The organism is Campylobacter anatolicus (genome assembly GCF_018145655.1).
Taxonomy (GTDB): Bacteria; Campylobacterota; Campylobacteria; order Campylobacterales; family Campylobacteraceae; genus Campylobacter_A; species Campylobacter_A anatolicus.
In genome coordinates this window covers 108764-122608 of record NZ_JAGSSY010000004.1, presented here as the reverse complement: position 1 = coordinate 122608, position 13845 = coordinate 108764, and the positions used below count along the sequence as shown (strand labels likewise).

The 13845-nt window shown below is 35.8% G+C and carries 24 protein-coding genes; 20 read left to right on the top strand and 4 right to left on the bottom strand.

The genetic code is table 11. The features are described from left to right. Positions 1-2: 2 nt before the first annotated feature. The 4 genes from KDE13_RS07595 to KDE13_RS07580 all read right to left on the bottom strand — a co-directional run bounded on the left by KDE13_RS07595 (position 3) and on the right by KDE13_RS07580 (position 2886). The gene (locus KDE13_RS07595; RefSeq protein ID WP_212143350.1) at positions 3-323 is read right to left on the bottom strand and encodes an STAS-like domain-containing protein; all 321 of its coding nucleotides are present in this window, start codon (positions 321-323) and stop codon (positions 3-5) included. A 2-nt stretch (positions 324-325) separates the two neighbouring features. Continuing rightward, positions 326-1396, bottom strand: a complete 1071-nt coding sequence (locus tag KDE13_RS07590; protein WP_212143348.1) for a hypothetical protein — start codon at positions 1394-1396, stop codon at positions 326-328. 129 nt (positions 1397-1525) lie between these two features. After that, on the bottom strand, positions 1526-2191 hold the full coding sequence (locus KDE13_RS07585; protein WP_212143346.1) for a S24 family peptidase: 666 nt from the start codon (positions 2189-2191) through the stop codon (positions 1526-1528). A 512-nt stretch (positions 2192-2703) separates the two neighbouring features. Continuing rightward, positions 2704-2886 carry a hypothetical protein gene (locus tag KDE13_RS07580; protein ID WP_212143344.1) on the bottom strand — a complete coding sequence of 61 codons (183 nt, stop codon included), beginning with the start codon at positions 2884-2886 and terminating at the stop codon, positions 2704-2706. Between the two features lie 150 nt (positions 2887-3036). Between KDE13_RS07580 and KDE13_RS07575 the strand changes: the two genes are divergently transcribed. From KDE13_RS07575 to KDE13_RS07485, 20 genes are all read left to right on the top strand, one after another. Next, positions 3037-3270: a hypothetical protein gene (locus tag KDE13_RS07575; protein WP_212143342.1), complete on the top strand. Its 234-nt coding sequence runs from the start codon at positions 3037-3039 to the stop codon at positions 3268-3270. Positions 3271-3304: 34 nt separating this feature from the next. Next, entirely contained in the window at positions 3305-3706 is a 402-nt protein-coding gene (locus KDE13_RS07570; protein ID WP_212143341.1) for a helix-turn-helix domain-containing protein, read from the top strand. Between the two features lie 98 nt (positions 3707-3804). After that, positions 3805-4116, top strand: coding sequence for a hypothetical protein (locus KDE13_RS07565; protein WP_212143339.1), 312 nt, complete (start codon positions 3805-3807; stop codon positions 4114-4116). Further along, entirely contained in the window at positions 4098-4703 is a 606-nt protein-coding gene (locus KDE13_RS07560) for an SET domain-containing protein (RefSeq protein WP_212143337.1), read from the top strand. Before KDE13_RS07565 ends, KDE13_RS07560 begins: the two co-directional genes overlap by 19 nt. Further along, a complete protein-coding gene (locus KDE13_RS09675; protein WP_267873710.1) occupies positions 4700-4822 on the top strand; it encodes a hypothetical protein in 123 nt (40 codons plus the stop codon). Before KDE13_RS07560 ends, KDE13_RS09675 begins: the two co-directional genes overlap by 4 nt. A gap of 51 nt (positions 4823-4873) precedes the next feature. Next, positions 4874-5263: a RusA family crossover junction endodeoxyribonuclease gene (locus KDE13_RS07555; RefSeq protein ID WP_212143335.1), complete on the top strand. Its 390-nt coding sequence runs from the start codon at positions 4874-4876 to the stop codon at positions 5261-5263. Continuing rightward, positions 5263-5481 (top strand): helix-turn-helix domain-containing protein, encoded by a 219-nt coding sequence (locus KDE13_RS07550; RefSeq protein ID WP_212143334.1) that lies wholly within the window; start codon positions 5263-5265, stop codon positions 5479-5481. Before KDE13_RS07555 ends, KDE13_RS07550 begins: the two co-directional genes overlap by 1 nt. Then, complete coding sequence (locus tag KDE13_RS07545; RefSeq protein WP_212143332.1) at positions 5468-5719, top strand: hypothetical protein; 252 nt, start codon at positions 5468-5470, stop codon at positions 5717-5719. Before KDE13_RS07550 ends, KDE13_RS07545 begins: the two co-directional genes overlap by 14 nt. After that, positions 5716-6351 carry a hypothetical protein gene (locus tag KDE13_RS07540; protein WP_212143330.1) on the top strand — a complete coding sequence of 212 codons (636 nt, stop codon included), beginning with the start codon at positions 5716-5718 and terminating at the stop codon, positions 6349-6351. Before KDE13_RS07545 ends, KDE13_RS07540 begins: the two co-directional genes overlap by 4 nt. 188 nt (positions 6352-6539) lie before the next feature. Beyond that, positions 6540-6992: a hypothetical protein gene (locus KDE13_RS07535; RefSeq protein ID WP_212143328.1), complete on the top strand. Its 453-nt coding sequence runs from the start codon at positions 6540-6542 to the stop codon at positions 6990-6992. 41 nt (positions 6993-7033) lie between these two features. Next, positions 7034-7312: a resolvase gene (locus tag KDE13_RS07530; protein WP_212143326.1), complete on the top strand. Its 279-nt coding sequence runs from the start codon at positions 7034-7036 to the stop codon at positions 7310-7312. Further along, positions 7299-7556 carry a lysozyme family protein gene (locus KDE13_RS07525; protein ID WP_212143324.1) on the top strand — a complete coding sequence of 86 codons (258 nt, stop codon included), beginning with the start codon at positions 7299-7301 and terminating at the stop codon, positions 7554-7556. Before KDE13_RS07530 ends, KDE13_RS07525 begins: the two co-directional genes overlap by 14 nt. Continuing rightward, complete coding sequence (locus tag KDE13_RS07520) at positions 7557-8843, top strand: phage head-tail adapter protein (protein WP_212143323.1); 1287 nt, start codon at positions 7557-7559, stop codon at positions 8841-8843. It begins immediately after the preceding gene. After that, on the top strand, positions 8815-9006 hold the full coding sequence (locus KDE13_RS07515; RefSeq protein WP_212143321.1) for a hypothetical protein: 192 nt from the start codon (positions 8815-8817) through the stop codon (positions 9004-9006). Before KDE13_RS07520 ends, KDE13_RS07515 begins: the two co-directional genes overlap by 29 nt. Beyond that, complete coding sequence (locus KDE13_RS07510) at positions 8999-9664, top strand: HIT family hydrolase (protein ID WP_212143319.1); 666 nt, start codon at positions 8999-9001, stop codon at positions 9662-9664. The genes KDE13_RS07515 and KDE13_RS07510 overlap by 8 nt, the downstream gene beginning before the upstream one ends. A 14-nt stretch (positions 9665-9678) precedes the next feature. After that, a complete protein-coding gene (locus KDE13_RS07505; RefSeq protein WP_212143317.1) occupies positions 9679-9984 on the top strand; it encodes a hypothetical protein in 306 nt (101 codons plus the stop codon). Further along, entirely contained in the window at positions 9984-11171 is a 1188-nt protein-coding gene (locus tag KDE13_RS07500) for a hypothetical protein (RefSeq protein ID WP_212143315.1), read from the top strand. The genes KDE13_RS07505 and KDE13_RS07500 overlap by 1 nt, the downstream gene beginning before the upstream one ends. A 10-nt stretch (positions 11172-11181) precedes the next feature. Then, entirely contained in the window at positions 11182-12600 is a 1419-nt protein-coding gene (locus tag KDE13_RS07495) for a hypothetical protein (protein WP_212143313.1), read from the top strand. Then, positions 12572-12739 (top strand): hypothetical protein, encoded by a 168-nt coding sequence (locus KDE13_RS07490; protein ID WP_212143311.1) that lies wholly within the window; start codon positions 12572-12574, stop codon positions 12737-12739. Before KDE13_RS07495 ends, KDE13_RS07490 begins: the two co-directional genes overlap by 29 nt. Positions 12740-13011: 272 nt before the next feature. Continuing rightward, entirely contained in the window at positions 13012-13815 is an 804-nt protein-coding gene (locus KDE13_RS07485) for a hypothetical protein (protein ID WP_212143310.1), read from the top strand. Positions 13816-13845 lie beyond the last annotated feature (30 nt).

Below are 13845 nucleotides of genomic sequence, written 5' to 3'. Positions count from 1 at the left end.
GGTTACTTTGTTAACGGCTTAGAAAAAGCCCTGAATTTTTCTTCTAATTTGGGATTGTCAATGCTAAATAATTTAATTCTCCTAAAAAATTCATGTTCTCCCAATTGTTCGTATAGAGGGGAAAATGCTTCTGATAAAAAAGATGGGTTAAAGGAGGTCTTTATATTGCTACCGTCTATTTCTATAATGTCGTATTGGCTTAACAAATTGTTTAAAACGTCTTCTCTAAATTCTTGACCTGACTTGTCTCCAAGCTTTCTATATCTAGGTCCTGGGGCATCTGTAAAATTCTCGGTAAAATTATATATAATTTTGTTTCCCATTGTTATACTCCTGTCCTTAAATCCCTTATGGACCATCTAATAAACGTCCCTTGTATTTTGGATTTTAATCGTATTATTTTATCATGTTTTGTTAAATATAAGAACTCATCAGTAGCAACTTCCAGACAAGCTTCCTTATTATGGTCTTGACTAACGGTATCTATGAAATTTTTAAATGCTATCATCCCAAATCCTCTGTTATTGTTTTTATCTTTATATTTTGATAAATTGGATTTACACAAAGTTCTTAGTGTACTTTCTTTACCAATGCGTCTTGATATGCGGTAAAATTTTTGGACAAATTTATTCCTGCCCATCTCTAATGATTTGAATATTCCAATGCCTGTATCATAAAAAATAAATTCAATCTCTTTTTCTTTTTTATTATATGCCCCCATAAACCATATTTTTTTATCACCGTCAAAATCAACGAAAGCATGTTCGCTAGAGTTTGCCATCGCTTCGAATATTGCATCGAATAGCTCGTCTTTGTTTTTTTCTAAAATTTCATCTTTGCCTGTAAAAAAATCTATAATTGGATAATGAAATTCGTTGTCTATACTTTCACCATTTCTATAATCTATCTTTAAATACTTACGCCCTTCCTCAACAGCTTCTTTTTTAGGATTTATGCATAACGCATCCCAATACCCTATCGCAGCCAATCTTTGGTCTATTGATTTAGCAGGGGAAACCTTGCCACTTCTTATTAATTTTTCCCCGTTAAAAATATTATTTATACCAACGGTCATTAGGAGTATGGAGGCATTGTCTATTATGTCCATTTTCCTGTGGTCTATTGACACCATATAGCTATGTCTTTTGGTTTTATACTCTTTTAGTCTCTCTAGCGTAGAATTTAGAATTTTAATATCTTCAGGAAAAACTATTTTTTCAGGCATATCAATTTTGCACAGCACTTTATTTCTGTGATACATATCACGTGGCGGGGTAAGTAGATGTTCGCGATTGCATCTTTTATTTTTTCGTTTAAATAATTTTTTTATCTTTCTTTTTATGTTTGAAATATTCTTTTTAGAGGATGCTCTGCTAAGTTTAACAAAAACTTTCATGTTTATTTACCTTACTATGCTCTTTAATGCATCAAATAAATTTTTTGCTTGTTTATCTGTCATAACACTATCATTTATATTTTTCTCTCTGCTTATCCAATCCAGCCCTAAATTCTTAAGCATTTGCGGTTAAAACCCTAATGCCCTAAGTCTAGCTTTTCGGTTATTTCTTACTGACCTTTGTATGTCTGTTACCTTTATCATGCGAATTTCCATTTTTATATCAAATCTTTTGGTTTCAAAATCTTGGTTTATTGGGATAAAAATATGCTGTTTGTTTTTGGTGTCTTTTTTATAAATTTTAATAGCACTCTCTCCATCAACTTGATAATGTACTAAGTCGCCGTCCATAATATCAAGAGTGGGGTCACAAATCACTTGGTCGCCATCCTCTATCATAGGGCTCATACTATCGCCATTAGCGATAACGGCATACATTTCACTGTTCCAGTCTTTGGCTAGAGTGTATGTGTATATGTCTGTTTCTTGGAGTGTGCTTGTGTCAGGTATACCACAACTAGCACTTCCTACGATAGGGATTTGTTTTACTGGAATAACGTCATCAAAACCTAAAATCATCTGATTAGCATCTAGTTTTAAAAATTCTCCTATTAATTTTATTCTAGGTATTTCAGGCACAGCCCTACGACTATCATCACTCCTAAACCACGATTTAACGGTGTCAATAGGCGTTACAATACCCCTACTTGTCAAAAAATCTGCCAAATCTTGCTGTGTTATCTCAAGTTTTTTCATAGTTTGTTTTACCAACAAAAAGTTAAAATTTTTACTCATAATATTTTCCTTAATAGTGGATTATATATCCACTATTATATAATATTTTTATTCAGAATTAAGAGTATCTAAATACCACTTTTTAAATTTATTTTAAGTGGAATTATAATACACTTAACTTATGAAAAAAGTTATTACATATAAAATTTTAAAAGATTTTTTACTCGGATTTTACAAATATGAAACAGTAAAGCAAATACTAAGACCAAATTTTAGACTACAACCAAGGTATGAAATAATGAAAAATGCCTGGGCTGAGTTGGGCGTACCATTTCAAGCTTGGGAAAATATACGTGCTTGGCTATCCGAGCAAGAAGCAAAAAAAGACTAGAAAGGAGAGTAAATGAGTGAAGAACAAAAAATAGACTATGAGGCTCAAGCTAAACGTTTTAATAAGGCGTTTAGGAAAATATCTAAAAAACTAAGAGGGTTTGGGATAAACGACTAAACTAAGATGATAAGGCTCTTAGTAGCGTATTTTAACTACGATGAGCGACTAAAGTGCCACAACCTTATTCTGAGACGTGAATTTGGTTGTAAATAGTATTATAAATATCAGAAATCTCTTTGGCGACATCTACCCTTGGTATATCTTCGTAGGTGTCGTCATATTTGTTTGTGTCGGTGTATATTTTTAGCTTTGTATAGCTAACAACGATTTTGGTTAGCTCTAATGCTATTTCTTTGTCTGTCATATAAGTCCTTTAAGTTAAATTTTTTAGCTTGGTCGCTCAGGAATTTTACTAAAGAGCCTATATAAAAGTCAAATTTATTTTAACAACCGCCCAAATTTTTACTCTCTCAACAAAGGGCGGTTTTTAAAGTAAATTAAAAGGAGAGTGAAAATGATAAAGCAAACTTCAATACAAGCCTACAAAGAGCTAAAGCCGTTTTTAAATGGTAAGCGTAAAGCTATTTATGAGCTGTTTTTACAGCATAAGGACGGAGCAACAAGACAAGAAATATCACGCTGGTATCATCAGAGTATAAATATCGTTTGCGGTCGCACTAATGAGCTTTTAGCAAATGGCTATTTAAAAGTAGTTGGAACTAAAAAAGACAGCCTATCGGGCAAATAAAATGAAATTTTAAAAGCGGTTTGGAGGGTGTAAGATGAATGAAAATTTACAAAACGGCTACTCAATATGCTTTAATGTGTGGCTTTTTGATGAGAGAATACAAAATGAGCTTAGGCTGCTACTTTTAATCTCATCACTATCAGCCAAAAACGGCTATTGTCACGCAAGCAATGAATACTTAGGCGAGAAGCTAGGCAAATCAACCGACACAATTTCAGCAGGTATTACCAAGCTTAGAAAGCTGGGTTATATCGAGGTTGAAAACAAAAAATTCGGAGCGGTAACAATCGATAGAAAAATAAAGCTTTTAGCCTTGGAAAGAGCAAATCAGACGCCAACGGAAAAAATGCAGACGCCAACGGAAAAAATACCCATTCGCCATATAATGTATGCGCGCGAAATAATAATACAAACCAGGAAAAATATAAATTATTAAAAATACAAACTAATAAAAATACAAACTATAAAAATTTAAACCCCCTACCCCCTTTGGGCGAAAACGATTTTCGCCTCCCTCATTTTCTGGACCCAAAGGTGTGGAGTGATTATTTAAAATACAAAAAAGAGCATGGTTGGCATTTTAGTGCAATGGGGATTGATATGTGCTTTAGGGATTGGACTAAATGGTATAACGAGGGCATAGACGTAAATGAGTGCATAAGAACTTCAATGCGTAACGGCTATAAAGGCGTATTTAAGACACAAACTCAAAATAAATCAACACAAATCAATCTAAACGACTACGTTAAATTTGGCTTAGACCCTGCTTTACTGGGTGGTTTTATCGAGATAAACGAGCTATCAAACACTACGCAAAAGGATACAAGATGGATAGAGTGCAAATAATCAAAGAGGCGTTAAATTTAAACAATACTCAAACTCTAGTAATAGCAAATCTAATAGCAAAAATCCCAGATGAAAGGCTTATAGACTTTTTTGCGTTTCGTATGGCTTTTGTAGAGCCTAAACAGAGTGTAGAGCTCATTACTAAAAAAGCCGTTTTTGCTTATAGAAAAATGCTTACGCTTGAAGCTATTAAAAATGGCGAGTTTAGATTTAAAAGCATTGACGGCGTGATAGAGTTCGTACAAACTTTTTTTAAAAATGAGAGACTGTGCTATGGGGCTAACCCATTTAAAGATTTTGTTGTTTTGGGTGTTGATGAAAAAGGTAACTTAATAAATCACTATAAAATAAGCGACTACGGCAAACCTACCCAGCTTAGTTGTGATGATGAGTGTGAAGTTTATGAGTGGCTGTTTAATAATCAAGAGCGAATAGGCGTTATTAAATACATAAGCCAAAAAGATACACCCGCAATAAAACAAATCTCAAACGATACACCAATAGACCCTGATGCACCAGTAGAAATAAACAGAGAAAAATTAAAAGAGTATGGCATAAAATTTGGCTTTAAAAAGGTGTCAGCGTGATAGTAGAAAGAGAGATTAAGGCTGTTGTGGTGCGTTTAATAACGCCTACGGAGTTTTGTATAAATTTTTTAGATGATGATGGCAATGTAGCTGGTGGTTTTAAGAGAGCTAGTTTATAAGCTAAGTGGTAGCAGGATAAAAGAGTTGCTTTATAAGGAGAATAAACTCAGATGAGATTTAAAAATAATGGCACAAGAGGGGTTATTTTGAAGCCAGTTTATACGCTTAAGATTGAAAATTTAGCTTATAACCCAGTTCCATACAAACGCACGACGCAAAGGCAAAAGTGGGTAGATAAGGGCTATCAAAAATACCTAGCGTTTAAAGAGCTTTTAAGGTGGCATTTTAAAGCTCAAAACAAAACCGAGCCAAAGCTAAAAGGACGCTATCACGTAAGCCTAATAGCAACGTATAAAGACAAAACGCACGGCGATACTGATAACATAGCAAAGGCGGTAAATGACGCACTGTTTAGCGATGATAAGCTTGTAAGTGGGGATTATGATTTTAGATACGGCGAATACGGCGGACTTGAAGTTAAGATTTATAAGGTGGAGTAATGGTAAAAGTTACAGAAAAGACAAAAGAGCTAATAAGGGCTGAATATAAAGCAGGAGCTAGTAAAAAAAGCCTAGCTAAAAAATATGAGATAAGTATTGGTTATGTTTTTAAACTTTGCAACGGCTTACCGCAAGAAAACGCCGAATTAGTAAAACAGCAAGTAGCCATAAATACGGCACTTTCAACGCAAAGTGAAACAGAAAGTGAAAGCGTTTGACGAAATAGTGAAAGAGCAGACAAAGCACCTTATTTATTTTCAAAGTAGAGCACTTATTAATCAAAAAAAGGCTGATGAGCTTTTAAAAACAGCGACTGAAATTTCAGAAGTAGAAGTCCACTCACGCATAACAGCAAGAAATAAAGAGACTGTGCTAGGCAAAGAGCCGATGACACAGATAAATAACACAAACGCACAACAGACAAAAATCACGATTGAGCGAAAGGAGATTAAGTGATTAATCTCTCCTTACAATACACCCCGCAGCAAAAGCAGGTCTTTTTTCAAAACACAGCAAGATTTACTACGATTGAAAAGGGCAGACGCTTTGGCTTTACTAAAGGCACAGCGAATGCGTGTATTGAGTGGCTTTTAGAGGGACATAAAATTTTATGGGTTGATACGATGAATGCAAACTTAAAACGCTATTTTTACCCTGAGCTAAAACAATTACCAAGGGATTTGTGGAACTATAATGCACAGGATAAACGGCTAAATTTAGGCGAAGCTTGGCTTGATTTTAGAAGTGCAGAACGCCCTGAAAACATAGAGGGCTTTGGCTACGATATAGTGATTTTAAACGAAGCGGGGATTATTTTAAAAGACCCATATTTATGGGATAATGCGATTTCCCCAATGTTGCTTGATAATCCAAAATCACGTGCATTTATTGGCGGAGTACCAAAGGGTAAGAATAAATTTTATGAACTAGCACAACGTGGAATGAAAAATGAGAGTGGCTGGGTAAATTTTCAGTTTAGCTCGTATGATAATCCGCTGCTAAATCGTGAGGAGATAGATAGATTAGTTTTAGAACTTGGCGGTGCTGATAGCCACGTGGCTAGGCAGGAGATTTTGGCGAGTTTTTAGACACGACAAGCAACGCCGTTTTTAACCTTGCAATGATTGAGAGTGCTATAAATAGAGCAAGTTTGTACGAACCAAACGCAAAGGCTGTATGGGGTTTGGATGTGGCACGTGAAGGCGATGATGAGAGTGTTTTATGTGTGCGTAAGGGAAACAACGTGTAGGAGTTTAAAAGTTACCGAATAAACAGCGTGACCGAACTTGCAAGAGCTATTTACGCTGAGTATGAGAGGGCAGAAGTTAAGCCAGTTGCAATTTTTATTGATAGCGTAGGTGTTGGTGCTGGTGCTTATGATGGGCTTTGTGATTTAGGGCTTAGAAGTATCGTGCGTGAAGCAAAGGGCAGTTTTAAGGCGAGCAATGAAAAGCAATACGCAAATAAAAGGGCTGAGATGTTTTTTAGGCTAAAAGATAAATTTCATCTTTTATCTTTGCCAAATAATGAGAAGTTAAAAAAACAACTTCAAATGATTAGCTTTACTTTTGACAAAGGAGAGCGTTATTTAATCGTGCCAAAAGAGATAATTAAAAAAGAATTTGGCGTAAGCCCTGATTTTGCTGACAGCTTGGCACTTACTTTTTTTGATGAAATTTTAACGATAGAAAAACGAGAGGTTATGGATGATGATTATGGATTTTGGTAAAAATTTAAAAAAATCAAAAAACTGCAAAAAAGGAGTAGATTTTGCAGTGGCAATTTGATTATATTCGCTCAAACATTAAGCCACAAACTATAAGGCAAATCTCACAATTAGATGATGAAAGCCTTGTTTTAGTAATGGCTGGACTTATTTGTAAGTTAGTGGGTGGGCTTAAATACGTGCCTAATAAACGTTACAAAGTCGAACTAGCAAAGGAGCTAATAATAGCAAAATACCCAAAATGGCGTGTATTAGAACTAGCAGAAATAGGCGAACGAACTTATTTTAATATTTTAAAAAGGATAAAAGATGGCAAAAGTTAAAACCCAAAAAGTAGGCGATGAAATTTCAATTTTCATACGTGAAGATGAGTTAAACGCAAAAACCGCAAAGGCAATTTATGAGTTTGCAAAGCCCAAAGGCTATCGCTTGGCAATAAAGTTAGCTCAAAGGGTGGCTGGCATTGATGAAAATGGTGTGATGAGCAATGAAACCTTAAAAGCGATAAATGCCATGAAAGAGGATGATTTTATAAAGGTTTTTGAGTTAGAGATACAAGGCTATTAAATGGATACACAATCAAGATTAGCAGAGTTAAAACAAAGAGCTTACGAGGGCTTTATGTGCTATAAGCCTATGCTTGATAAGCTAAATAGTGCCTATTTATTAGCACTTGATGAGGACAAGGCACTTAGTCTTAAAGAGCGTGGCAAGGCTAATTTATTTATCCCGAAACTAAATGCAAAGACAAAACGAATAACAGATGGCCTAAGCGAAACTTACTTTAACACAGATGAGTTTGCAAAACTTGAGTGCTATATTAACTCTGAGCAAAAAGTAATAGATAAGTGGCAAGAGGCTATTAACTATTATACAGATATGATAAAACTTTATAAAGTTTTTATGCCAATTTTTCAAAAAATACCATTTTTAGGCACAGCAGTAGCGAAAATTTACTGGCGAAGCGGACTACTAGTAATTGAGGAGGTGGAGCTTGATGATGTATATTTTGACCCAAATGCAAAGGATCACGATGATATAAGATATATCGTTAATCGCATAAATTTAAGCTATGGCGATTTAAAAGAGCTATCAAAACAAGGTATTTTTAGCAAGGAAGCAGTAAGTGAGATTGTAAGTAATGAAGCCTTTATTTATGAGAGATTAAGCGTTTATGATATTTACGAGCAAGATACAAATAGCCAGTGGAAAGTTAGTACAATTAATGAAAGTGGAGCAGTTTTAAGAGCTGATATTAAGCTAAAAGATGGTTGTCCATTTATAATCGGCTATATGTTGCCACAAGTTAGAGCTTATGATGAAAGCACTTTTGTCGTAGCTTACGGAGAGCCACCACTTGCTAGTATCTTACCGCTTCAAGATGAGATGAATTTTGCAAGAAATGCAATGATAGACGGTATAAACCGCCTTTTAAATCCAAAATTATTAGTGCCACTAAATGCAAATGTAAGTCGTAAAGATTTAGAAAGTATGGGGCCAACATATATCTCACAACCAACAGCTGTGCAGATAATGCCACCACCAAATGTTAGCTTTGCAGTGCAAAAAAATAGCCTAATACAAGCAAGTCAGGCACTAAATGCACAATTTGGACTTTACGCACAAATTGGCGACCCCAATGGAATGATAAAAATTCTAAAAGCAAATGAAAAAATCATACGTGATATTTTGCCACTTTATGGCATTAAAAACGTAAGCGAGTATTTAGGTGATAATGACAAGGAGATATTAAATGCTATCGTTACTGACAACGAACAAATTAACGCAGGAAATAACACAAATTCTATCAACCAACAAGGAGTTAATGGACCTATCAAGACATCAAGCATTTAAGGCAATACTGGGCTATATTTTAGCATTAAGCGATACAAACACAGCAATAGCGTTTGATAAAACAGCTAAAAAGAGTGATAGGCTAAGAGCGATTTATAGGGTCGCTTTGATTGATGAAATTTTAACTTACATACTAAATTGCAAGAAGAATGAGAATGACTGAACAAGACGCAATTAACGCACTGCTTGGCGAGTTTGAGAGCGAAGCAAACGAAATGGGTAAAGAGGAGCAAGAAACACAAGTACAGCAAGAAAATACAGGAGAACAAGAGCCAACGCAAACAGCTATGCCAAATTTAAGTAAAGACGACATAAGCGAAGCAATGCTTAATGCAATGCAAAAGATGAAAAGTACCGAGCAAGAACAGGCACTAAACGCACAAGCACAGGCACAGAGTGAAGCTAAAAACGCAAGTCAACGTGAAATTTTAGAGCAAATGGGACTTGGCGAATTAGCAGGGATGAGTGAGCAGTTAAAAGCAATGCAAGAGCAAATGGCACAACAAGCAGAAGAGGCAAGAAGGCAGAATGTTTTTAATCAAAATATTACTCAGTTTGAAAAAGAGTTTCCCACCATAAACCCAAAAGAATTTGGTGAGTTTGCAAAGGCTAATGGATTTGATGGATACTTAGGCGAGGATTATAATATGTGGCGCTTGGTGGCTAATACAATGCTTCAAATTGCAACGCCAAAACAAAGGACTGATGAGATTATCGGCAATGGTGGTGGTAAGAACGAGATAAGTGCCTTTGAAAGGTTAAAAAATGGTGAGGATGTGAGCGACATAGAGATTGGAGCGGAGCTTTTAAAGAGCTTATAAAGAAAGGATAAACGATGTGGCAAAATCTTTTAAATGGTGTAACCGGTGCCTTAAAAAGTGGCTGGGAGTGGCTCGGTGGAGTGGATAAAAATGGAACAAGTAACGCATTAACGGCACTTGGGACACTTGGTAATATTTATGGCGGATACGAACAAAACAAAATGGCTAAAAAAATGTATGGTATGCAAAAGGACGCTTATGATTTTAATAAAATTCTATCACAAAGAGAGATTGCAAGACAAAATCAAGCACAGCAAATTTTAAATAATGCCTGTGCTAACTCATCACTTGCAAATGGATACGATGATAAGGGGCGATAATGGCTTTTTACAATCCAAACAGGGTTGATTTTAACCCTAATAACGGCATTATAGGGGCAGTCGGCAAAGTTGGCGACGCCCTTTGGGATATTTATAAGACAAACGTTGAGAAAAACCGAAATCAAGCAAGACTAGATGAAACGGCTAGGCATAATGAGTCAGTAGAAAAACACGCAGCCGATAATTTAGCCGCAACTAATGCGTGGCGACAGACAGAAAAAGAAAACGCCGACAGAGCTTATCAATTTAGCATTGATAGATTTAACGCTGAAACTGATTTAAAAAACAGGCAACTAAATGAGGAGATAGCACGTCAAAAAGAGCAAAATGCTTTTAATAACGAATACAAAAACGTACTTTTGGATTTAAAACGAGGCGAAATCACACGAAAACAGCAAGAGATTAACGAAGCTAACGGCGGATTAAGTCCATTTGAGTATTTTAACAATAACAAGGACAACAAGCAGTTTATGGCAATGTTTGGCGGACTTGATGAGAATACAGGGCAAATAGATTTAAACAAAGCGGGGCAAAATTTCGCTAATTACATAAATACAAATAGAATGTGGGGTAAAAATATCACTGATAAATTAAATAAAGATGATGGCTTTGATAAGGAGATGACCCAAATTTTAGACGGAGCTAATAAGCTTAATGCAGTAGGGCAAAAATTTCGTACCTACGGCAAAGAGCTAGATAATTATGATGGTTTAATTGATAGAGTTGGTGACTGGTGGCAAGAAAAATCAGGTAAAGACAATGGCTCACAATCGGCTAGGGATTTAACGCAAATGCTAACAAATGCAGGAGTGCAATTAGCAAAAATGGGTAGAGCCGATAGAGAGATACAAGACTTATCAAAAGAGCTTGGCGTAAGTTTAAACGGCGTTATTTTTGATAATGACACGGCGTTAAAGGCTAGGCGTTTAAGTGAGCGGATTTTTGATACGACAATTGGCGATTTAGCAAACAAAAAAGAAGCCACGAAAGACCCTTACCAAAGATACATAATAAATGAGAAAATAAAAAATCTTACCGAGCAGAAAAGCCAAATTATGGACGCTATTTATAAGCCTAGTGGCGAGAGTAACCAAAATTTTAACTGGCAAAGCGTAAATGGTTTTGATGGCACAGCAACAACGCCTAAAAAAGATAACCGACCGCCACTTGATAAATTTTTTAATTAAAGGATAAAAAATGGGATTTGATTATAACGGAGCTATTAAAGCTGGATATAGCGATGATGAGATAAACAGCTTTTTATCAAATAAAAGTAAGAATTTAGCGAGTAATCAAGCTCAAAGTGTGGTTGGTTTTACAAACGAAGCACCAAAAGCCCCTAATTTAAGCGAAGCAAAACCACACGAAAATAAAAGCTGGTTTGATAGCGTGGTAGATAGTGGCAAACGCCTTTATAAAGATATAACTTCGCCTATTGATTATGCAACAGATAACATAGTAGCAACTTTAACAGGTAAAAGTGCGAACGAAGTAAGAGATAACTATAAAACACAGCAAGATATATCAAAGATAAACCGCACATTATCGGCACAAGAAGCCTTAAATAACGGCACTTTCGCACTAGGTGGATTATTTAAAAGCGATGATGAAAGAAAAGTGGACGCTGATAGGACAAAAGATATTTTTATAAAAACAGCACAAGAGTTAGGTTATGAACCACTTATGGCAAAACATAACGGCGAAATAAAATATGGTGTCCGGCTAAAAAATGGTGAAGTAAAGGATATTACGCCTGATTTTTTAGACCTTTTAGGGGCAAATAGCAATGAAATTTTAGGTTCATTAGCTGGAACTGGCGTAGCACTTGCTACAAAAAGCCCTACCGCAGGAGCAGCCGCAAGAAGCTTATTAGCCACGCGGGCAGCAAGAGCTTTAACTTACGGAGCGGTTGGTAGTGGAGCTGGTGCGGTAGCGGATTATACAAGAAACACAGCCGATACAGACGACGAGTTTAAATTAAGCGAAGCGATAAAAGCAGGTATTAGTGGAGCTAGTAATGAAGCACTAGGAGCTGGACTTGCCCAGCTTTTAAATCCAGTCATTAAAGGCTTTAAGGCAACGGGTAAAATTTCAGCCGATATGATAGGCAAGGTAGCCGATTATATGCCTATTTTAAAAACACTAAGAGAGCAAAATATAGGTGGAGCGTTAAAAGAGTTAGAAGCTCAAATGGGCGGTAAAGAAAACTTAGATGAGTTTTTAAAACAAGCCGATAAAATGGGCGTAAGAGTAAAGATTAACGACAGCTCATATTTAGCAGGAATAGCAAAAGAGGAGCTAGAAAAAGCAGGAGCGAAAATAGATGATTTTAACGCTCAAAATGAGCTAATGCAAAAGGGCAAAGATTTTACGCAAAAGGGCGTAAATTTAGCAAAAGACGGCATAGATGCAGCACAAAATCTGTTTTTTAAAAATGATGAGATAACAAAAAATCAAAGCGACTTTTTAACCGCCACAAGAGGCAATGAGAGAGTAGCTCAAATGGCTAGTAATACGTTAAGCTTAAATGCAACAGCAGCAAATAGGCTAAATGAGATAATTACGGCTGATACAAATAAAATTTTAGATGAGTTTAACACGTTTAAAGGTGCTTAATATATCTGTAAAAGATATGGCTACAAGTTACGAAGCAAGAGTAAAGCAGGAGTTTAACGAGGGCTTAAAGGCGTTAGAGAATAACATAGGTGATATAAAAACACTATTCACGATATACCGACTAGTTGGCAATTTTTAAATGATATAAACGAGCTAAAAGCAAGAGAATGGGGTGGGGTAGCTAACACGAAGCTAAAAAATATCTTACAAAATTTAGCAAATGGTAAAGAAATAGATATAAGCGGGATAAATGGGCTAAGAGCTGAGTTAAACGACTTAATAGCAGACACCCAGCAAAACAGCGTAAAACGCATAGCAAGAAGCATAAAAGATTATGTAGAGAGCGATATTTTAGACGATATTTTAACAAAATCCCCTTTACAAAACGAAGCAAAAAGCCTTTATAAAACAATGGTATCTGAATATAAAGATATGAAAAATATCACAGATAGCAAGTGGTTTAAAACCGCACAAGATACCGACAAGGGCGAAGATAGCGTTATTAAAGCAATGAGTAAGGTAATAGATGAAAAAACCCCAAATAATAGCGTAAATAGCTTTTTGTCAAAGCATAGCGATAAAGACATTTCAAAGGTGGAGCTGGGCTTATTAGAAAGAGCCTTAAACAAATATACATACGACGTAGGCACAAATGGCAAGATGCTAGATATAAAAAGCGTTATAAAAGCGGTAGGTAATCACAATTTTAAAAGTAGTGAAGCAAAGAATTTTACAAATCTACTTAATAAATTAGAGCCATTAATTGGGCAAGATATAAAACTAGCTAAGGCGATAGGAGCGTTTAAAAAAGGCGAAAAATTAAGTCAAGGCATAAGTTCTGACCCAATGGCTAGGATTTATACGATGATGGCAAACCGCACCATAAAAACAGCCCTAAGACTAGCACCGATAATAGGCAGACAACCAGCACTAATACACCACATAGAACAAGCGATTTTAAAGTCAAAAAACTATAATGGCTTTATAAATAACCTAGCCAAAATAACAACTGACCCAAACGTGCCAAATGGCATAAGGGCGGAGCTAAGCAGGTTTTTATCGGCAAAAGATGATTTACCGCCAAAAGGTGGAGTGCCAAAGCAAAGTGAGAATTTTAATATCGTAAGTGAGAGTAAGCCTTATCAATACGCAGAGCAAAACTTTAAAGCCGAGCAGTGGATAAATGATTTAAGCGGTGTATTAAACGATGAATAGGTAGCAAATTTAAAAAGCCTAGCCATAAAA